Below are 21432 nucleotides of genomic sequence, written 5' to 3'. Positions count from 1 at the left end.
GGCGGAAGCTCTTTAAAGTAATATCTTTTAGGTTAAATTTTCTTATGGCCACCAGGGGTGAGTTGCATTTGGTTTTTCTGGCAGCTTTGTTTTTGCCCTGCTTTCCCGCTTTAGGGCAAAGAACCGGCAGCACGGAATTTTTCGATAAATCAAACTTCTACGGGGATACCTTGTTCATCAAAGCAAGATTTATGGAATGTGGTGAATGGGGCGGCCATTTAGAAACAACAAAGGTTTTTCTAAGGGGCGACAACTTTCATTTTTCTTATCGGAAATACAGAACCGATTGCAGTAAAGTCAACGATAGTAATGCAGAGCCTCCCCAAATATTGGAACAATCGGAGGAAAGACGGCTTTCTGACAAAGGAAAGCAGGTGATAAAGCAATATGCTTGTTCGTTGATTGCTGCCAAGTTTAAAGAACCAGCCACGATGCACGCTGGCTATATCTTCGAAATGAAGAATAAGGAGGAGACTATAAATATTCATGTATATACGTGGGGCAGAACTACGAAAAATGAATATTTAATCTTTATAGCAGAACTGCTACACTGATGCTGCTGTCACGCGGAAAGCGGTCTTACACGGGATACAATAATATATTCCCTACAACCAACAACAAACACATTATGGGACTATTCAATAAGATTTTCGGCAAAAGAAAAACAAGCCATAAAACGCAAAATTGGGCAGAACCAGAGACGGTTCAATTGCAAAAAGACGAGGTAATTATTCCGACAGGAGACCATTATGGCTTTAAAGTTATCCGACCACTTACGGAAGAAAAAAGGGAGCGAATTGACAAATCAACAATCCTGCTGAGAACTGGTCAGCTGTACACGCACTACTGGACAGACAATTTGGTTTGCACCGACAGGAACGACCCGGAATGGCAAAATAAAGTGATGTTCTTTTGGAAAGCAGAAGAACAATTTCCTCAGAAGTCATTGCCGCCAATTTTTGAGACATTTAAAGTGAAGCACTTTCTTTTTACAACCGGCACTTCAGGTATTTCATTGCGGGTGGGTAAAGCCATGCCCTGGTTTGGCATGCCGGGACTAGGCGAAAAGCACGCCTGTGAAATGAATGGAGAAAAAATAACCATTCCAGAGCTTTACAAGCTTGGATTAGTGGAGTACCTGGAGCCAGTAGAACTTACCCCTGACAACCTGGACATCCTGACAAACAGAGAAAACTACTTCTTCCTGATTGACAATAGGATAACGTCTTTCCAGAATGGCAATTTTTATCTAAAAGACAAACCAATTCCTATTGACGTTGCCTACAGCATTGGCGGAATTCACCTACTTAAGAAAAGTACCTTAGAATAATAAGAAGGACAAAAATACTATCGTCCATTAAAGCTATAAATCGCTGACTTCAAACTGCCAATAATATGACGCCAATAAGTTACATGATCCTCCTTACGACCTCCCATCAAAGCGCCGAATTAACACTGAAGATTCTAAACACAGCAGGACGGGGATATGCTTTTTACGGAGAAACAAACGGCAATGGCACCTCGGAATTCTGGATCATTCAGAAGGGCAAGAACAACCAACAGGAGGTAACGACGCAACTACAAAGGGTACCATCCATTCGAAGCGTGTCGGTTGTTGCGCTCAGCAGGCCGGTTACATCAACGGAACTAATCCAAATAAGGAAACTGTTCGCTGTTGTTGGCTGGGATACCACCAGCGTTAGTGAGGAGGAATTGGCACTGTTTGTTAATGGCGAACTTCAAGGGAAGAACGCCTATTTTATTGAATTTGTCCCTAAAGAAAGAAGCAACGCCCCTGTTAAGATAAACATCAGGAGAATAGAAGAACACCCTCATTTTTCTCCCGAATGGCTGAAGGAGCAGGATTCCGCCCAGGAAGAAATAGAGGACAGGGAACTTACTATGGATGATTTGGAAATATGCTCCGTGGTAGTTCAATCGGTGGAGCACGAACCGCTACCACCGCCTCCTCCACCCCCATCTGTACCTGGTAACCCTAATGAGATGACGGACGAATAAATAAGGATGATGCCCCCATCCTCCGGTCACTTCGCTGAATCCATTGTTATATAGAGACAGGCGATGCCAAATACAACCTTATAGCAGGCAAATTATTACCAACAGCCCATAAGGCTTTGAAAAAATGGGACCGAAAGTTTATCTTAAAGCTTTAAAACAATATTCAACCGGGATGCAGCTGTGAAGGAACAAAGTATGTGCTGCGTACAGGCATCATGTACCGGCTGAATGAACCTCAATAAGAACCCCTGGGCGGCAAACAAAAGAGCGGCGCTCAATAACTCTTTTCCAGCAGGTGGGGCACCAGCTGCATCAGGTCCGGCACGGCCACTTTGTGGTAGCTGCGTAGCGATGGGTGCATGACCACCAGGTAGAGGTCGCGTACCTTCAGGCCGTAGTGCTTTTCCAATATGTACCGGTACACGTTCTGCTGCAGGCAATAGCGGTTGTAGGGCGTATCGGGCAGCCCGGAAAAAATGCCGATGCCGGTAGTGCCGGAAGGATTGGTGGTTATAGGCCGGCCGGTAACGGGATTGACCACCTTTTTCGACCGCTTCCAGTCGTACAGGTCCACGGTGCCGTTGCCGTTATCGGCCACGAAATCCACGATGCCGCTCACCAGGAATTCCTCGTCATAAATACGCCAGCGGGTGCGGTAGGGCCGCAGGTTCAGGTGGCTGGAATGAAAGGCCAGGAACTGGTAAAACTCCGGCGCCGGGGTGAACTTCGCCCCCTGGAAATGCTTTTCTACGGACTCATGCAGGGCCGTGCTCAGCTGCCGGGCGTCCTCGGCATCCGTCTTCCATTGGGCCCGCAACTCCTCCTGGCAACAGTTGACCTGGGCGGACCGGACGGCGGCCCAGTATTCCTCGTCGAATACGGGGAAGCCGGCTTCCACCAGGTCCGTTACCTGCCGGGCCGGCACGCCGGCAATGAAGCCCTGCCCCCCGGCATCCTGGCGAAGCTGCCCGTCGCGGGGATGGCGGTTTTTTTCATTGATCTTCAACAGTGCCTTTTCCTCCACCAATGCATTTTGGCTTTCCGCCAGCAAGGCTTCCACGGCCCGGTCCTGCCCGCTAAGGCCGGGAATCTCCCCTGGCGGCGGCGCCTGCCGCTCTTCAATATTATCAACACCTAAATATTCCTCCCGGAAGCGGGCCTGCTCGCGCTTCTGCGCCTGCAACACCGTCCACTGGTGCTCCGCCAGCGGTTCGGGCAGCAGCTCCAGGGGCGCAGGCACCACGTAAGCCGGGTAGACCGAACGGATCAGCCGCGCAATCAGGGCCAGGCAGTTCTCGGGCTGCAGCGCTACCTGCCGCTCGGTCAGACGCACCACCACCCAGCCGCGGTCGGTAAAATAGGCGTCCCGGCTTTCGTTCGCGCCCTTCCCATTCAGGGGCAGGCGCTTCACGGCCGCATACGGCTCGTCTATTTCAATATCCAGCAGCAGGTGGATCGGACCATCGTGGACCACCAGTGTAATGTCGGGCTCGTAAGGCAGGCTGCCGGCGGCCGTGGGCAGGCACAGGCTGCCGGAAACGGTAAAGCGGGGAAAGGCCGCCTGCAGCAGCAGCTGGAAGCTGTCCTCGGTATAGCCGCGCAACTGCCGGCGAAGCGGCTGCGGCAAGCGCACCGAGGCACCCGCCCGGGGCATTTTTATAAGGGGGTAACTCCAGTTGCTGCCCTGCGAAAACTGGCTGCTGGGGGTATAACCGATAGAGACGATTCCCGGGCCGGCGGGTTCCTCCGGGACCTCCGGGGCAACAGGGGATCCCGGTTCGGCTTCGGGCAGCTCTTCCGGCACCGGCAATGCCGGCGGTTCCTGCTCCAGCACTTCCGTCCTCCCCTCCGGCACCGTTGCCGGCACCGCCAGGGTCCGGGCCGGGGACACCAGCACAGGGGCGTTTCCCCGGGCAATGACCACCACACCCGACGTACGTTCCCGGGCGGGCCGGGAAGGCGGGAGCAATGCGGCCGTTTCGGTCGCCAGGGACGGGACCATCAGTGCCTCTTCTTCGGCCCCGGGCACTGCCAGCGCCCTGCCGCCACGCAGGCGGCGAAAGCCGTCAAAAAGAAGGTAGAAGAGCAGGACCACCACTACAAAGCACAGGAAAGCAGTGCCGTAGAATAAGGGTTGATTTTGTCGGAAGAAGGCCTCCCAGTGGTGCAGGTCCATAACGGTCGGTTTTGGTTGTTGGGGTAGCAAATGCCCGGATGCGGGCTTACAGGCTTCAAAGTAAGGGAAATTTGCCGTACCGCCCTGAGCAGCAGGTAGGTTTCGGAAAAAATAATCCCGTTCTAATAGGGATAAATGAATAATTTGCCCCCGATCGAACCACTATGAAGCTGACTGCCGTTGCCCTTACCCTGCTTTTGGCCGCCCTGCTGCCGGCCACCGGCCTTTTGGCCCAATCCAGCAGGCCCCGCATTGAAAAAGAACCTTCCTGGATCACCTCCCTGCCGGTGAACTACCTCCAGCATTCCCTGGACGCCGAAGCCGAGGACGGTGTAGTGGACCTGGCCTTCGAACAACAGGTATCACTGGCCGAAGAAGCCGAATACTGCAAAAAAGCGGTGCGCCTCCTGACCGAGGCCGGGGTACAGAACAATGCCCAGGTTTCTGTTTCCTTCGACCCCTCCTACCAGCAGCTGGTGTTCCATTCCCTGTGTATCGTACGCAACGGGCAGGTGCTCAACCGGCTGGATCCCGCCCGCATGAAAACCATCCAGCAGGAAAAGGACCTTGACCGTTCGCTTTACGACGGGTCGCTCACCACCGTCATTTTCCCCGAGGATGTCCGCAATGGCGACGTGCTGGAATACAGCTACACCCTCAAAGGCTTTAACCCGATTTTCCGTCACAAATATTCCGGCAGCTTTACCACCCGTTTTTCGGTACCCGTGTACCGGGTGCTGTACAGGCTGGTGGCGCCTGCCGGACGGCCGGTACACCTGAAAAACTGCGGCGCCGTGGTAGCCCCTGCCGTGGCGGCCAACGGCCAGGAAACGGCGTACACCTGGAACCTGGAAAACGTGCCGCCCCTGCACCCCGAGGAAAGCCTGCCGGAATGGTTCGACCCTTATCCGTCGGTAGAAGTGTCGGAATTTTCCAGCTGGAAGGAGGTGTCCGACTGGGCCCTCGAGCTGTACCCTTTTCCCAAAATACTGCCCCCGGGCCTGCAGCAGAAGGTCGCCAGCCTGCAAAAGGCTTATCCTTCTTCCGAAAGCCGCCTGCTGGCAGCCCTGCGCTTTGTGCAGGACGACATCCGCTACCTGGGCATCGAAATGGGACCCCATTCCCACCGCCCGCATGATCCCGGCCGCATCCTGGCGCAGCGCTTCGGCGACTGCAAGGACAAATCATACCTGCTGTGCCTGCTGCTCCGGGGCCTGGGCATCGAAGCTTGGCCGGTACTGATCAACACCTCGGCCCACCATACCCTGAACGACCGCCTGCCGGCGCCCTCCGCTTTCGACCACGTGACCGTGGCCGCAAAGCTGGCCGGCAGGATGTACTGGTTCGACCCGACGATCTCCTACCAGCGCGGTCCCCTCGGGCAACTTTCCTTCCCCGACTACGGGGCGGGCCTGGTGGTTTCGCCCACGACCACCGGCCTTACCGCCATCCCCTTCCGCCCCACCGGCGGCATCGACATAAAGGAGGTGTTCCAGGTACCCGACATGTCGGGAAGCGCCCGCCTGGTGGTGACCACCCGCTATACCGGCGCCCCTGCCGACGACATCCGCTCCGATTTCAACACCAGCAGCCGCAACCAGATGTTGCAATCGTTCCTGGAGTATTACCAATCCTATTTTGAAAGTATGACCGCCGACAGCATCCTCACGAACGACGATGCACAAACGGGAACCTTTACCACGGTGGAATACTATACCCTGCAAAACTTCTGGGGCGCGGAAAACTCCTTTAAAAAACTGTCGCTGGAACCTTATGTGATCCGCGGCGCGCTGCGCCGGCCTAAACAGCAGTCCCGCACCATGCCCTTCGCCCTGCCCTTCCCCACCCGCTTCCATGAGGAAATCGAAATCAACCTGCCGGAAGCCTGGGACCTGGAGGAAAGCTCCGAGGAGGTTTCCTGCCCCTCTTTTATCCTCCGCTCCCGCTATACCTGCTCGGGCAGGCGGATGATCCTGCGCTACGATTATGAAAACCGGAAGGACCACGTACTCCCCACCGAAGCCGCGGCTTATTTTGCCAGCCTGAAGAAAGCCGATGAGCAACTTGCCTATGACATAACCTCCACGGAGGTGGCTGAAGTGACCGATGGCAGCGCCCTGTCGCAAGTACAGAGCAACCTGCCGGCGCTCTACGTGCTCCTGGCCCTCTGCGTGGCCATCACCGCTGCGTCGAGAAAGCGAAAGACGGGAGGGTGGTGAGAAAAGTTTACGCGTTTACAAGTTTACGGGTTTACGGGTTGTTTAGGCGAAACATGCCTTCATCCATGGAACTCGTAAACTTGTAAACGCGTAAACTTAAAAAGAAAAACCCGCCGTAGACACAGCGGGTTATTCGATTATTAACCTCATTATATTAGCCAACAAAAGACCGTTTAAAAAGCTCCGCAGGAGTTCTAAAAAAGAGCCTCACCGGTTCCTTACAACTGGGAGGCTCCCGTACACATAAGAACTGATGAACATGAGCAGAAACAGGCTGCCGGTTGCAGGGTTTTCAATCTTGCCGTTACGTCCACTAGCCCTGAAGCCGGCATTCACGTTACGGCCTGTCTCTGTTCTATAGTGTCCAATTTTGCGGCCAGGCCTTAGCGGGTTTAAGGGGAAGGGTGAAAACGAGGGATTTGCATCAAAGGTTCCTCATAAGCGTACCCGCTCCTCCTCAATTGAAGGATGGGCCGGGTGGAAACGCGCTTATGCACATACGGCCTGCTGTATGGGTGCGCAGGGATGCAGCGGGCAGTGTGCAAAAACAAGAGCCCGGGACGGGCACTTAAACCGGGAAAAAGCAGGAAAAAACGGACCCGCGCCCCTCTTCACTGTGGGCGGTGATAAAGCCGTTGTGGATCTCCATGATCTTTTTGCAGATGGCAAGCCCCATGCCGGTTCCCTGGTAATGGTGCCGGGGATGCAGGCGCTGGAATACCTGGAAGGCCTTGCGGATATATTTCTGGTGGAAGCCAATGCCATTGTCCTGGATCGACACCCGGATAAAGGCGGTCTCATCGCGGCTGGGGATTTCCGGGGGGAGGTCGTCACTGCTGACCGTGGCCGCGGAGATTTCGATCACGGGCGGGTTGCCCACTGCCTGGAACACCAGGGCATTGTGCAGCAGGTTTTTAAAAAGAAAGAACAACTGGCTTTCGTTGCCCTTGATAGCCGGCAGGGATTCGAACTGGATCCGGGCCTTCGTTTCCAGCACCAGCGGATGGAGCTCTTCCTGCACATGCCGCAACACGGTGTTCAGGTCGACCTGGCTCATCCGGCTCCGGTCCGAATTGATACGGGTGAGCACCATGATCTCCCCGATCAGCGCATCCATGCGCTTGACGGCATCGGAGATCCGGTGAAAATATTCTTTACCCTTTTCCGATAAATGGGCGGCTTCCTTTTCCTCCAGCCAGTGGCTGTAGGTATGAATTTTCCGCAGGGGCTCCTTCAGGTCGTGGCTGGCGATAAAGGCAAAGGAAGAGATCTCCTCGTTCTTTTCCTCCAGCTCCTTGTTCTTTTCTTCCAACGACCGGTTCAGCTCTTTCAGGGCTTCGCCCGCCTTGACGGCCTTGGTCACGTCGTGCAGGATGCCGATGACCGAATACACCTCTCCTTTTTCATTTTTGATCGGCACATAGAAGCGTTCGGCGATGGAGTTGGCATAGATCTCCTGCTGGGGCGGCACGTAGGTGCGCTCGCCGGTAAACGCCCGCAGGATGGCGTCCAACACCAGGTTCTGCCCCTGCACCTTGGGAAAAAAGTCCAGCAGGCGGCGGCCCATGACCTCGCTTTTTTTCAGGCCGTAATATTCTTCGCACTTCTTGTTCCATACCAGGATCCGCAGGTCGGGATCAAAAGCCTGGATACGGTCCACGCTGTTGTCGATCATCGAGTCGATGAATTGCTGGCGCTCGGTGAGCTGCTGGTGCAGCAGGGCCTCCTGGGTCACGTCCTGCAGGATGCCCACCATGTTGTCGGGGTACCGTTCGTCGAAGCCCAGGGAAGCATAGACGTGCTTGATGCCGCCGCCCTTGGGTTGGATGCGGCAGCGGTAGCTGACGTTGGTGCGGGTGGCCAGGGCATGTTCGGTCATCTGCACCATGAGGCCGAAATCCTCGGGAAATACATGCTGCTGTACCAGGTCCAGCGAGGCCTCCACGGCATAAGGCTCGTAGCCGTAGATGCGGTACACCTCGGCCGACCATTCTACTTTGCCGGTTTCGAGGTGGTACACCCAGCTGCCGATATGGGCAATAAACTCGGCCCGGGCAAGGATGGAGAGGTTGTGGTTGAGTTCTTCCTTGGCCTGCATTTCCTCGGTAACGTCCTGTACCAGTCCGATGATCTGCGACACCCGGCCGTCTTCGTGCCGCTTGAATACCCGGTCCTGGAAGCGGAACCAGTGCCAGCCGCCGCCGGCCACCCGCAGGCGCAGGCGCAGCTCTTTCTTTTCGTTGTTGCGCAGTCCTGCCAGCTTGTCCAGGTGCTCCCGCATGCGGGCGCGGTCGTCGGGGTGAACCATTTTTTCAAACAGGTTGAACTGCTGGTAGCCGGTGGTTTCCGCTGTACCGAACACTTCGTGGATGCGGTTGTTGGCATACACCATTTTGTTGAAGGTAATGTCCAGCACGTAGGTGATCTCGGGGGCCGCGTCGGTGATCTCGCGGATAAAATGGCGGCTTTCCATCAGCTCGTTCTCCACCTTTTTCATCTCGGTCACATCGCGGGAAACCGACAGGATGGTTTCCACCGCGCCGTCGGGACCGAACTCGGGCACCATGCGGGTAAAAAAGTAGACGGTGGTCTGGTCGCGGGCGGGGTAAAAGTCATAATCCTCGGCAGGGACGCCGCTGTCGAACACCTGTTGCAGCTTGCGCCGCCAGCGGTGGGCAATTTCCAGGGGCAGGCCGGTGCCGGGGTCGGTGCGGCCCGAGAGGTTGGGGTGGCCCACGCCGATCTTCTGGCTGAAGGCGGGGTTGGAATAAATCAGTTTGAGCTCGCGGTTCCAGCGGGAAATGGCATCCGGGGTATTTTCCACCAGGGTGCGGAAGTGTTCCTCGCTTTCGCTGAGCATGCGGTGGGCTTCCCGGGCTTCCTGGATATCGTAAAAGTGGAGGTAGAGGCTGTTGCCGTTGGGCATGATGGAGGAAAAAATATAGCGGCCGCTGGACGGCAGCAGGAATTCGCCACGCAGGGGGATGCGTTGGCTGCAGGCCTTTTCGATGGCCAGGAACAGGGGGGTGCCGGCGGCCTGGGGAAACAGGTCCCAGATCAGTTGGCCCATCATCTCACTCTTCTTCCTGCCGAAAAACTCTTCCGTTTTGGAATTCACATAAATGATCCTGCAGTCGTTGTCCAATTCCAAAAACCCTTCGTTCAGTTTGTCTAATATTTCGGTTTTGTCTTGCATTATATTGCCCTGTTTTCTGTTATGCAGGTAGCGTAAAACCGGTACCTATCCCAGGAAGGCTGCGGGCGGAACCGTTTGCCGGCGGTCCTGATACCGCCCCGCCGGGCGCTGCCACCACCGTGATGCCTCCCCTTCCCTGCCTGCCCCGCGGGCAGTTTCCGGACAAGGGTAATGAAGTTATTTTATTTTACCAAAGGTCTCCGGGAAGAACGATCCTGCTCAGGGGTGTACCCCCCCATTTCCCTTGTTCCGGGCGTAATCACAGGGATAGAAGGAGCTGTTTCAGAATCAGGAAGCCGGTATGTCCAGGGAAAATACAAGGAAGCAGGTTTCGCTGATGCCTTTTCTCCTCTACGTCACACCCTTTGCTACACCAGGCATTTGGGCTACTGCGCATGAGCAATTTGGACAATTCCAGCTATAAATGTACACTTTTAAAAGAACCCGGCATTAAAATTCCGGCAGGAACCCGGCCGCGGGAAAAGAGACAAAAACCCCATCCCGGCGAGCCGTACAGGGCCTTGCCGGCCCCGATCCGGTCCCTCAACCGGCCGAGGTAATGAGGGGCTCAGCCGGCCACGCCGATTCCCTGGGCAATGTTTTTGAGGGTGCCGGCCAGCTCGATGGCACCCGCAATTTCAAACAGCTTTTCGTGGCACGAATGGGCGCCCACCCCGAACAATTTATCCTTCAGCCCCGGGGGGATACTGGTGGAATAAACAGAAACGGGAATATGGCGGAAGGCATCGTGCTTTTTCAAAAAGCTCAGGGCTTCCATGCCGTTGATCTTGGGCATGTTGTAGTCGAGTACGATCAGGGAAGGAAAAGAAGTATCGGGCAGGTTTTTGAGGTACTGAAAAAGCTCTTCGGGAGTACCGAAAAATTTGACATGCTCCGCCCAGCCGATCCGGGAAAAAGCATGGTTCATGATGTAGCGCTCATCTTCATCATCGTCCACTAATACAATATAGGGATGGGGCTTGTAGAGTTGCATGGTGGGGTTTTTAAGGAAGCAGCCAATTGCTCATCTGTCTTCCGACTGTTAAGATACAGTAAATATTGCAGAGTTCGACATCTTCTTTTCCCGCCCCGGCAAACCGCCGTTCGCGGCCCATTGCGGGGAAAAGAAGCTACCAACCTCTGCCGTGACGGCTTCATTTGGGGAGATTTTTCTTCACTGTCCAGCTAAGAAAAAAGCAAAAAAGAAGGACCCGCAACCGGAGTGCGGCCCTGCCGATCCGCATTCCACCGCCGCCTCCAGGAAGCGCTTCCCGGCCCCGGAGGCGGCAACTGCCTGACAACCGGAACGCTACAGCAACAGGGTCCGCAGGGGCAGTGCCCCCTCGAAGGCCCTGGCAACAGGCCGCCGCCCGCCGGCCCCTTCGGGCCGGCACAGCCGGGCGCCGGGGCACCAAGTTTGTCACTGATCAGTTATGACATTTGTTTATTATGGAATTCATTAGTGTTACCCTGTTCCAGGGAAACCTGGCCCATTACAATGTTTCCAGCCTGGACGGCACCTCCTTTGAAGCGAAACTGCTCCGCTACAAGGGCGCGCCCGAAACCGTGCCCCCCATCGTATTGAAAGGCATTTTGGGCGGCCGGCACTGGAGCGGCAACGAAGAACACCAGGACCTGCTGGACGACCTGGGATATGCCACCAGGGAACAATTTAAAAGCGGGGAAGCGGTAAAAGGAACCGGGGCGAGAAGCGATCCGGGCCGCCGCTGAGCGGTAACCTCGGACCTGCAGGAAGCGTTTTTGGGACAAAAGACTGTCCCGTCCGCCCTATAGCCACGCACCCTATCCCTCACGCCTGCTTCCGCCAGTGCCACGGAAAGCTCTTTTGCCGGGCTGCTTCCCAATAAGCCCCTGTAACGGGCGCTGATGGGTCTGGCCGCTACCCGGTTGCCGGGTTACAAAACGGACCAAAAAGAATAACCTGAAAAATCCAGAGGATCATTAACCGGAGCCGCCTTTAGGCAGGCTCGATGCTGTGGTACATGCTCATGTCTTCGGCAGCCTGCTCCTGGAGCTCCAGGTCGGCCAGGCCTTCAAATGTCCAGTTGGCTTCCTGCCGCTGGGCATAAAAAGAAGGGGGATAAATGTTCCGGTTGGTGTACAGGGTCGGCTTAAAAAAGTACTTGCGGGTAGCCTTGTCCAGATAAATATGGTAACTTACCGGGTTTCCGTGTACATAAAACGTTGTGGAAAATAGGAACGACATATGGTTTACGATAGTTAGTAGGTCTCTTTCGAAACTGCAAAGCTACAACCTCTGCGTTGAAGTTTTCCCAATCTTTACTTAAATAATTATCAACATAAATAAAAACCCTCAGTCCAATTGCCGGCCGCGGGACCTGTTGATATCCATGGGGTTGCAGGTAGCCCGCCCTCCTTGTGGCCGGCGCGGCACGAAACTTTAAGCAGGAGCAAAAGGGCCTTGCCGTGCCCCATTTTCCCGTGCCCATTTCTTCATTTTTAACCATAGGAACATGAACTGGCACTTGATGAGTATTGGGGACGCCCTCCGCCAACTGGAAAGCGACGCCACGGGCCTGGCGCCCGCCGAGGCTGCCCGGCGCCTGGAGCAATACGGGCCCAACCGGTTGTCGGAAGGTAAAAAACGATCGCCCGTCCTGATGTTCCTGCTGCAGTTCAAGGACGTCATGATCCTCATCCTGATCGCCGCGGCCATCGTTTCGGGCGTGATCGGGGAAATGAAGGACGCCGCGGTGATCCTGTTCATCGTCATCATCAATGCCATCGTAGGGTTCGTGCAGGAGTACCGGGCCGAGAAGGCCATGGAAGCCCTGAAGAAAATGTCCACCCCCTTTGCCCGGGTCAAACGCGACAACCGCTTTGTCCAGATTCCTTCCCCTGAACTGGTGCCGGGCGATATCGTCTTCCTGGAAGCCGGCGACGTGGTCCCTGCCGACCTGCGGCTGCTGGAAAGCCATGCCCTGAAAATAGAGGAAGCCTCCCTGACCGGCGAATCGCTGGCGGTGGATAAAAGCACCGACCTCCTGCAGGAAGAAAAGACCCCGCTGGCCGAACGGGTGAACATGGCCTACAAAAACACCCTGGTCAACTACGGGCGGGGCCAGGGCATCGTGACGGCCACCGGCATGCAAACCGAGATCGGTGCCATTGCCCAGATGCTGCAGGAGGGGGAACAGGCGACGCCCCTGCAAAAACGGCTGGCCGACTTCGGCCGCAAGCTGTCGATAGGCGTCATCATCATCTGCTTGGTCATTTACGTGTTCGGCCTCATCCGGGGTGAAGACCCCGTGCGGATGCTGCTGACCGCCATTTCGGTGGCCGTAGCCGCCATCCCCGAAGCCCTGCCGGCCGTCATCACCATCGCCCTGGCCCTGGGGGCCCGCAACATGGTGCGCAAGAACGCCCTGGTGCGCAAGCTGACGGCCGTGGAAACCCTGGGCTCCGTCACCTACATCTGCACCGACAAGACCGGCACGCTCACCCAGAACAAAATGAAGGTCAAACAGGCATGGGAACCCAAGGGATTTGTCCCGGCCGGCCTGGAGCTGACCGGCCGCGAACTGTTCCTGTTCGGCATGGCCGCCAACCAGGACACCAAAAAAGCCCCGGACGGTACCCTTCAGGGCGACTCCACCGAAGTGGCGGTAGTGGAATACGCCCGGAACCAGAAAGAATACGATCCCTCCTGGCTGGACCGCATGGAACGGGTATTCGAGCTGCCCTTCGATTCGGGCCGCAAAATGATGACCACCGTGCACCGGCGCCCGGAAGGAAAGTTCCTGGTGCTCACCAAGGGCGCCCTGGAGTCCGTCGCCGCCAGCTGCCGCCCCGACACCCTGGCCAACAGCCGTGAAAAAGCCGATGAATTTGCCCGCGAAGGCGAAAGGGTGCTGGCTTATTCGTACAAGCTGATCGAGGCGCTGCCCGGCAAAGAAGAAGCCGCCGGCCTGGAAACCGGACAGGTGCTCCTCGGACTGGTGGGCATCAGCGACGCCCTGCGCACGGAGGTGAAACAGGCGGTGGAAGAATGCAAAACGGCCGGCATCGTACCGGTCATGATCACGGGCGACCACCCCATCACCGCCGGCGTCATTGCCCGTGAGCTGGGACTGATCTCCGGCAAGGACGACCGGATCGTGACCGGCACGGAGCTGGAAGCCCTTCCGGAGGAGGAACTCAGCCGGCAGGTGCTCCACATCAAGGTATACGCCCGGGTATCGCCGGAACAAAAGCTGAACATCGTCAAAGCGCTGCAGCAGCAACACCAGTACGTGGCCATGACCGGCGACGGCGTCAACGACGCCCCCGCCCTGAAACGGGCCAACATCGGCGTGGCCATGGGCATCACCGGCACCGACGTTTCCAAAGAAGCCGCGCACATGATCCTGCTGGACGACAACTTTACCACCATCGTCAACGCCGTGCGCGAAGGCCGCCGGATCTTTGACAACATCCGCAAATTCATCCGCTACATCATGACGGGCAACAGCGGCGAGATCTGGACCATCTTCCTGGCCCCGCTCTTCGGCCTGCCCATCCCCCTGCTGCCCATCCACATCCTGTGGATCAACCTGGTGACCGACGGCCTGCCGGCCCTGGCGCTGGCCAACGAGCAGGTGGAACGCGACGTGATGAAGCGACCGCCGCGGCACCCCAACGAAAGCATTTTTGCCGGCGGGCTGGGCTGGCACATCCTGTGGGTGGGGCTGCTGATCGGCATCCTGACCCTCAGCACCCAGGCCTGGGCCATGGAGGCAGAAAATCCGCGCTGGCAGACGATGGTGTTCACCGTGCTGTGCTTTTGCCAGCTGACGCACGTGCTGGCCATCCGCAGCGACAACCGCCTGCTGTTCCGCAACGCCTTTTTTGCCAACAAGCCCCTGTTGGGCGCCGTAGCCCTCACCTTCGTGCTGCAGTTGTTGCTGATGTACACCCCGGCGCTGCAGGACGTCTTTTCCATCGAGGCGCTGTCGCTGAACGAGCTGCTGGCCTGTATCGGCATTTCGCTCATCATATTTTTCGCCGTGGAGCTGGAAAAATTTATCCGATTCAAGCTGTATAAAGGAAGAAGGTAAGAGGGGAAGTTGGGTGCTTTTATTAATTTAGTAGCCGCAAATCCACCTAAAACAATTTTCGATACCGCATGGCCGACAGCCTCCTGATTATATTGCTGTGCATGGGCATCCTCATCCTGATCGTGCAGTGGCTGCTGTTTTTATTCCAGGTAAAGACCGACCGCTACTGGGACACGCCCACCAAGAAGCACCAGCAGGCCATCCGGCAGGAGATCTACAATTACCTCTACCGCTATCCCTCCAGCATCATCCGCTACCAATACCCGCACCTGGCCGAGACCGCCGAGGCCACCCACGCCTACGAACAGCTGAACCTCCTGTACCAGGAAGGCAAGATCGACGAAGGGGAATACAACCGCGAACTGGAAAAGCTGCTTCCGAAAGTGAATATCGAACAGGACTTCTGAGCACTGGTTTACGAGTTGGAAGGAAGTTCCTGAGTACCTGAGTTGGCGTAACTGCGAGAGGAAGCTGCCTGAAAAAACAAAAACTACAAAAGTCTCAAAGACTTTTGTAGTTTCTTCCGTCCGGCAAATTCGAACACAGGAGAACCATGAACTCAGGAACTTCCCTCCAACTCGTAAACTACTCCCGCTCTCCGGACATTTTGATAAAGTCCGTGACTAAATAACTAATCAGCTTTCCCGTATGGTCTTCCTGGATGCTGTTGGCCATGCGGGCGGCGCCTTCGCAGATGTGGAGGTAGCAGGCGTTGGCATGGGTGGCGCAGAGGTCCACGTACTGGCGGGCCTGGATGGTGGAAATACCGCTGGGGGTGATGGCGCTGCTAAGGGTTTGTTCTACGGCGTCGAGGTCGAGTTCGATACCGCAGAAAGAATCGTCGGTAAAGCCGATGCCATCCATGACGGCCTGCTGGAAGGTGCGCTTTTCGTGCACGAAAATGTCTTCGAAGGTGATGCAGTCCATGAAGGGGTTGTTCACCAGGTCGTCCCAGATGTTCTGGGGCAGGTAGTTTTCGTGCAGGCCTACGACGAAGTACTTTTGCAGGAAGCCGTCGTCCTCGGCATAGCGGAAGGCGTTGCCGCTGTGGCGTCCTTCGGCGGGGCGGTAGTCGCTGTGGGCGTCGAGGTTGATGCAGTTGATCTGCGTCAGCGGCACCTTCTGCAGCTGGTACAGGCCTTTGGCGGCGCCTTTCAGCAGCGGGTAGGCGTTGTTGTGGCCGCCGCCGATGACGATGGGGAACTTGCCGGCGGCGACGATGTGTTTGATCAGCCCTTCCACTTCCGCGTCGATGGTATTGACGGCATGGCGGTAGGCGTCGATGCGCTCCTCATGGGTGGTGGCGTTTTTGTCGATGACGAACTTCAGGTCGTCGAAGTCGAAATAGCCGGCCAGGGCGATCTCGTCGCCGGATAAAAAGTCGTTGCTCTGGATGTTGAGGAAAGCTTCCAGGAAGGAAAGCCAGGCGGTGCTGGTGCCGGCCTGTCCCATGTTGGCGAGCACGCCGATGTCTTCGGGTATGCCTAACAGTACATACTTAGCTTTCAAATTCGGTATGGCGGCAGCAACGTCTTTGTCGGCAAGCACTTCCAGTCGCTCACCCAGCTTGGTTTCGAACCGGCGCTGGTTGGTCAACGACAAAACCTGCTGCCGGGCGTACGTCTTAAAATGTGGTATATGCATGCAACAAGATAAGCTATTCTGATGATTCACATAGGCGGGATTTCCCGGAAAAAAGTGTGGGTGATGCGGCGGTGCTCCCCCGAAAAGTGGGTCCCCATACTCCTTAATTTCATTCCGGCCGGGATCGGCACAACCGGCCCGATTCGTTAATATTCAACCAGCAGGCATATTACGGCAGCCCCAATGGACAAAAAAGCCAAAAAATCCCTCACTTATTGAATAAATTATAAAGTTTCAAAAGTTTGGTTGAATTATTTTGAAGGAATGGATCGGGCTCTTAATTTTGTGCTCACAAAGAACAACAAGCTCTTTACACTGTGGGGTGATGAAATTTTTGGCAGACATGCCCTCTTGTCTCGGGGGTGGGGATCACCGGATAAAAACAGCACTTGTGCTGCTTCTAATGGCCCCGTGGAGGTTCGACTCCTTCCCCTACAGCATTTATAAAAAGGCCTTGCAGGTTATCCACTTGCAAGGCCTTTTTGTTTTGGAAGCGCTCCAAATTCCCAATTATCCAATACCCCCATTAACCAATTCCCTCCCCGTTAATCAACACCTGTTCGATCAGGTTACTGCCGAAAGCATAAGGCAGGAAGGCCAGGGAAGGCAGGGGCCTGGTGAGCATAAGGTTTGCTTTTTTGCCCAAGGCAATGCTGCCCACCTCCTGCTGCACTTCCATGGCGCAGGCCCCGTTGTGGGTGGCGGCGTTCACCGCTTCCTCGGGAAGCAGGCGCATCTGGATGCAACTGAGCGCCACCACGAAATTCATATTACCCGAGGGCGAGGAACCGGGGTTGTAGTCCGAGGCCAGGGCCAGGGCGCAGTTCCGTTCGAGGAGCTCGCGGGCCGGCTGGTAGGGCATGCGCAAAAAGAAGGCGGCCGTGGGCAGCAGCGTACCCACGGTAGCAGAACCGGACAGCGCCGCTATAGCGGCATCGTCCATACACTCCAGGTGGTCTACGGACACGGCCCCCAGCCGTACGCCGGCCTGTACGCCCCCGGAAGCGTGCAGCTGGTTGGCGTGGATCTTCGGCTTCAGGCCGTACCGCAGGCCGGCACGGCAAATCTGTTCGGTTTCTTCGGGGGTAAAAAAGCCCTCTTCGCAAAACACGTCGATGTAGTCGGCCAGCCGTTCCGCCGCCACCTGCGGCAGCATGTCGTTCAGCAGCAGGTCGATATAGCCCTGGCGGTTGTCCTGGTAAGCGCGGGGGATGCTGTGGGCGCCCAGGAAGGTGGCTTTGATGGGGATGGAGGCCTTTTGCCGCAACCGCCGGATAACGCGGAGCATCTTCAGCTCCCCTTCTACCGTCAACCCGTAGCCGCTTTTGATTTCGATGGCGCCGGTGCCCTGGGCGATCACTTCCTGCAGGCGCTGCCACGACTGCCGGAACAGCTCGTCCTCGGAAGTGGCGTTCAGCCGGGCGGCGGAATTCAGGATCCCTCCTCCCCTGGCAGCGATCTCGGCATAGGAAAGGCCTTTTAAGCGGTCCACGAACTCCTCTTCCCGGCTGCCGGCAAATACCAGGTGGGTGTGGCTGTCGCACCAGCAGGGCAACAGAAGCCGCTTCGCGGCATGGATATGCTGTTGAAAGTGCCCGGGAGGATACGGGAGCGTCTCCATGCTGCCGAAGGCGGCAATGACGCCGTCTTCCACGATCAGGTAGGCGTTGTCCAGGCAGGGCAAATGCGCCAGCTCCCGTCCGCGCAGCGGGGTGCTTTCCTGCCGCACATTTACCAGAGATTTGATATCGGAAATAAGGGTCGTCACTGCAGTCGTTTTTCCAGCAGCAGGTCGTGCTGCTCCGCGATTTTTGCAGCCTCTTCGTAGCCGGCGTCGGCATGGCGGATCACGCCCAGGCCGGGGTCGTTGCGCAGCACCCGGGAGAGGCGGGCCGCCGCCGCCTCCGTGCCGTCGGCCACGATGACCATGCCGGCATGGATGCTGTAGCCCATGCCCACGCCGCCGCCCTGGTGCAGGCTGACCCAGCTGGCGCCGCCGGCGGTATTCACCAGGGCGTTGAGCAGGGGCCAGTCGGCCACGGCATCGCTGCCGTCCGGCATGCCTTCGGTTTCGCGGTAAGGCGAGGCCACCGAGCCGGTATCCAGGTGGTCTCGTCCGATGACGATGGGCGCCCGGACGCGGCCGGTGCGTACCAGTTCGTTAAAGGCCAGGCCGGCCTGCTCCCGCTCGCCCTGTCCCAGCCAGCAGATGCGGGCGGGCAATCCCTGGAAGGCGATCTTTTCGCGGGCCAGGTCGAGCCAGCGCAGCAAGGCGGTATTATGGGGGAAGAGCGAGCGGATGGCGTCGTCGGTAACGGCAATATCCTGCGGGTCGCCGCTGAGGGCCACCCAACGGAACGGGCCCTTGCCCTGGCAAAACAGCGGCCGGATATAGGCCGGCACAAAGCCGGGAAAGTCAAAAGCGTTGGAAAGGCCGGCCTCCTGCGCCCGGGCCCGGATGTTGTTGCCGTAATCGAAGGTGACGGCCCCCCGGCTTTGCAGCTGGAGCATCAGCTGTACATGGCGGTACATGGAACGGCCGGCCAGCCCGAGGTATTGGGACGGATCCGCCTGGCGCAGGGCCAGGGCTTCTTCGAAGGTTATTTCGTGGGGCCAGTAGCCGTAGAGGGGGTCATGGGCCGAGGTCTGGTCGGTCAGCACGTCGGGGGTCACCTGGCGGTCGGCCAGCCGCTGCAGCAGGTGCACGGCATTGCCCATCCACCCGATGGACAGGGGTTCTTCTTTTTCCTTTGCCTCCAGGGCCCGGTCGATGGCGGCATCGAGGTCTTGGAAAAACAGGTCGCAGTAGCCTGTTTCGATCCGTTTTTCAATGCGGGAGCGCTCCACTTCGGCCGCCAGCAGCACGCCCTCGTTCATGGTCACGGCCAGCGGCTGGGCACCGCCCATGCCGCCCAGGCCGGCGGTCACGGCCAGCCGCCCTTTCAGCGAACCGCCGAAATGCCGGGCCGCCACGGCCGCAAACGTCTCCCAGGTGCCCTGGACAATCCCCTGCGAGCCGATATAGATCCAGCTGCCGGCGGTCATCTGCCCGTACATCATCAGGCCCTTGCGCTCCAGCTCGTCGAAGTGCTGCCAGTTGGCCCAGTGCGGTACCAGTTGCGAGTTGGACAGCAGCACGCGGGGCGCATCGGGATGGGTTTTGAAAATGGCCACGGGCTTGCCGCTCTGCACCAGCAGCGACTCGTCGTTCTCCAGCACCTTCAGGGCGGCAATGATGCGGTGCAGGGCTTCGGGATTGCGGGCCGCCTTGCCCCTGCCGCCGTACACGATCAGCTCGTCCGGCTTCTCGGCCACCTGGGGATCGAGGTTGTTCAGCAGCAGGCGCAGCGCCGCCTCCTGTATCCAGCCTTTGCATTGCAATGAACTACCGGTTGGGGCTTTCATTCTTTTTGAGTTTACGAGTTGGTTCCTGAGTTTCTATGTTCCTGAGTTCCTGAGTTGTGCGTGCTCCTGTTTATCAGATTTGCTGATGGTTCCGGTTAAAAAGTTACAGGAATTTTTCCATTGCCCATTGTCTATTGTCTATGGCCCATTGTCTATTGCCTATTGTCCATTGCCCCTTCACCCTTCCCGGTTCACGAACACCCGGGCCAGTTGTTTTTTGTCGCCGACGACGAAGACGATATCGCCGGTTTGCAGGGCGAATTCAGATTCGGGGTTCAGGAAGCGCTCGCCGCCCCGCTCCACGCCGACCACCAGCGCCTTGGCTTTTTCCCTTAAGCCCGTCTGGCGGATGGTGCGGCCGCTGACCGCCGAATCTTCCCGGATCACGTACTGGTGCAGGGCCACTTCGCTGCTGTGGCCTTCCAGCACGGCGGTTTCGCCTGCCCGCAAAAACACCTTCAGCCGCTGAACCTGGTGGTCGGTCCCCAGCACCAGCAGCCGGTCGCCGGGAAAAACCACCTGTTCCTTGCCGGGCACGGGAATGGAATGGTCTCCGCGGCGGATGAGCACCACGTTGATGCCCGTGGTTTCGCGCCAGCGCAGCTCCAGCAGGGTTTTGCCCACGCAGGGCGCAAAGGGCGGCACATCCACCGGCACGATATGGGCATTCCAGGGGGCCAGCTCCTGGCGGTTACTCTGGGCGGCCTCGATCTCCCGCTGGTTGAGGTTGGAAAAGAACCGGCCCTCGATCCATTTGTAAAAATCCCGGATGCGGTCCGAAAACAGCAGGATCAGCGTGATCATCAGGGCCGTCACCAGGATGCCCGCATAGGGATTGAAAAAGCGCTTTAACAGGAAGCCGATAAAAAAGGCTGCCAGTCCCAGCTTCACCATCCGCACCACGAACACCAGTCCTTTGTAGCGGGCGGTAAAGATCACGTTGGCGTGGGCCTCCGAAGCGCCTTTTACCGCCAGGGCCCACAGGAAGGGCATCAGCACGACCAGCGTCAGGAAGGCGGTGCCGATCTTCAGCGCCAGCGACCCGCCCTCCCGGTCGATCCAGGGCAGGGCGTATTCCGAGGCAATAAAGATGAGGGCTACGATCAGGATGGAGAGCAGCAGGGTATTGATAATGGTCGAACGCACATACACCTTCCACTCGCTGGACAGCGTAATCTTTTTCGTTTCGGAGCTGTAGCGGTCCATCCGGGCCACCAGCCGGCGGGGCAGGCGGTGGTAGAGCCAGTGGTAAAAGCTGCCCGACGACTGGATGAGGTAAGGGGTAGTGAGGGTAGTCACCGCCGATACCGCTACGGCTATGGGATACAGGAAGCCGCTGGTCACCTGCAGGGTCTGGCCCAGGGTGGCGATGATAAAGGAGAACTCCCCTATCTGGGCCAGGCTGAAGCCCGCCTGGATGGAGCGCTGCAGGGGCTGCCCCGACAGCAGGGCGCCGATAGCGGTGCTGAACACCTTGCCCACGATGGTCACGGCGCAGAGCAGGAAGATGGGGCCGGCGTAGGTAAGCAGCATGCCCGGGTCGATGAGCATGCCCACCGATACAAAGAAGATGGCCCCGAACAGGTCCTTTACAGGCTTTATGAGGTGCTCGATCTTCTCGGCCTTGGTGGTCTCGGCCAGGATGGAGCCCATGATGAAGGCGCCCAGGGCCGGGGAAAAGCCCACCGCATTGGC

15 protein-coding genes are annotated in these 21432 nt (G+C 57.3%); 7 read left to right on the top strand and 8 right to left on the bottom strand.

Annotated elements, in window-relative coordinates; translation table 11 throughout:
* Positions 1–44: 44 nt before the first annotated feature.
* From V9K67_RS22590 to V9K67_RS22580, 3 genes are all read left to right on the top strand, one after another.
* A complete protein-coding gene (locus V9K67_RS22590) occupies positions 45–554 on the top strand; it encodes a hypothetical protein (RefSeq protein ID WP_336726521.1) in 510 nt (169 codons plus the stop codon).
* A 74-nt stretch (positions 555–628) separates the two neighbouring features.
* Positions 629–1330: a hypothetical protein gene (locus V9K67_RS22585; protein WP_336726520.1), complete on the top strand. Its 702-nt coding sequence runs from the start codon at positions 629–631 to the stop codon at positions 1328–1330.
* 65 nt (positions 1331–1395) lie between these two features.
* Entirely contained in the window at positions 1396–2019 is a 624-nt protein-coding gene (locus tag V9K67_RS22580; protein WP_336726518.1) for a hypothetical protein, read from the top strand.
* A gap of 274 nt (positions 2020–2293) precedes the next feature.
* Here V9K67_RS22580 and V9K67_RS22575 read toward each other — a convergent pair whose 3' ends face one another.
* On the bottom strand, positions 2294–4195 hold the full coding sequence (locus V9K67_RS22575) for a hypothetical protein (RefSeq protein WP_336726517.1): 1902 nt from the start codon (positions 4193–4195) through the stop codon (positions 2294–2296).
* A 164-nt stretch (positions 4196–4359) separates the two neighbouring features.
* Here V9K67_RS22575 and V9K67_RS22570 point away from each other — a divergent pair, with 164 nt between their 5' ends.
* The gene (locus V9K67_RS22570) at positions 4360–6414 is read left to right on the top strand and encodes a DUF3857 domain-containing protein (RefSeq protein WP_336726515.1); all 2055 of its coding nucleotides are present in this window, start codon (positions 4360–4362) and stop codon (positions 6412–6414) included.
* A 568-nt stretch (positions 6415–6982) separates the two neighbouring features.
* Here the strand turns inward: V9K67_RS22570 and V9K67_RS22565 are convergent.
* Together V9K67_RS22565 and V9K67_RS22560 are read right to left on the bottom strand one after the other, a co-directional pair.
* Positions 6983–9610, bottom strand: coding sequence for a PAS domain-containing protein (locus tag V9K67_RS22565; RefSeq protein WP_336726513.1), 2628 nt, complete (start codon positions 9608–9610; stop codon positions 6983–6985).
* A 568-nt stretch (positions 9611–10178) separates the two neighbouring features.
* Positions 10179–10604, bottom strand: a complete 426-nt coding sequence (locus V9K67_RS22560; protein ID WP_336726512.1) for a response regulator — start codon at positions 10602–10604, stop codon at positions 10179–10181.
* A gap of 455 nt (positions 10605–11059) precedes the next feature.
* On the opposite strand from V9K67_RS22560, the gene V9K67_RS22555 reads away from it, so the two are divergent.
* Positions 11060–11341 carry a hypothetical protein gene (locus tag V9K67_RS22555; protein ID WP_336726511.1) on the top strand — a complete coding sequence of 94 codons (282 nt, stop codon included), beginning with the start codon at positions 11060–11062 and terminating at the stop codon, positions 11339–11341.
* 247 nt (positions 11342–11588) lie between these two features.
* Here the strand turns inward: V9K67_RS22555 and V9K67_RS22550 are convergent, their stop codons facing one another.
* Entirely contained in the window at positions 11589–11837 is a 249-nt protein-coding gene (locus V9K67_RS22550; RefSeq protein WP_336726509.1) for a hypothetical protein, read from the bottom strand.
* Between the two features lie 268 nt (positions 11838–12105).
* On the opposite strand from V9K67_RS22550, the gene V9K67_RS22545 reads away from it, so the two are divergent.
* Positions 12106–14688, top strand: coding sequence for a cation-translocating P-type ATPase (locus V9K67_RS22545; protein ID WP_336726508.1), 2583 nt, complete (start codon positions 12106–12108; stop codon positions 14686–14688).
* Positions 14689–14756: 68 nt separating this feature from the next.
* Positions 14757–15095, top strand: coding sequence for a hypothetical protein (locus tag V9K67_RS22540; RefSeq protein ID WP_336726507.1), 339 nt, complete (start codon positions 14757–14759; stop codon positions 15093–15095).
* A gap of 178 nt (positions 15096–15273) precedes the next feature.
* Here the strand turns inward: V9K67_RS22540 and V9K67_RS22535 are convergent, their stop codons facing one another.
* From V9K67_RS22535 to V9K67_RS22520, 4 genes are all read right to left on the bottom strand, one after another.
* Positions 15274–16332 carry a formimidoylglutamase gene (locus tag V9K67_RS22535; RefSeq protein ID WP_336726505.1) on the bottom strand — a complete coding sequence of 353 codons (1059 nt, stop codon included), beginning with the start codon at positions 16330–16332 and terminating at the stop codon, positions 15274–15276.
* 526 nt (positions 16333–16858) lie between these two features.
* Complete coding sequence (hutI, locus tag V9K67_RS22530; RefSeq protein ID WP_336726503.1) at positions 16859–18100, bottom strand: imidazolonepropionase; 1242 nt, start codon at positions 18098–18100, stop codon at positions 16859–16861.
* A complete protein-coding gene (gene hutU / locus V9K67_RS22525; RefSeq protein WP_336726501.1) occupies positions 18097–19737 on the bottom strand; it encodes a urocanate hydratase in 1641 nt (546 codons plus the stop codon). Before hutU ends, hutI begins: the two co-directional genes overlap by 4 nt.
* A 177-nt stretch (positions 19738–19914) precedes the next feature.
* On the bottom strand, positions 19915–21432 hold a 1518-nt coding region (locus V9K67_RS22520; protein ID WP_336726499.1), incomplete at its 5' end, for a TrkA C-terminal domain-containing protein.

The sequence above is a fragment of the Huijunlia imazamoxiresistens genome, assembly GCF_037132455.1.
GTDB lineage: Bacteria > Bacteroidota > Bacteroidia > Chitinophagales > Chitinophagaceae > Flavisolibacter > Flavisolibacter imazamoxiresistens.
Note: the sequence above shows the minus strand (reverse complement) of the source record. Positions and strands in the feature narration are given on the sequence as shown.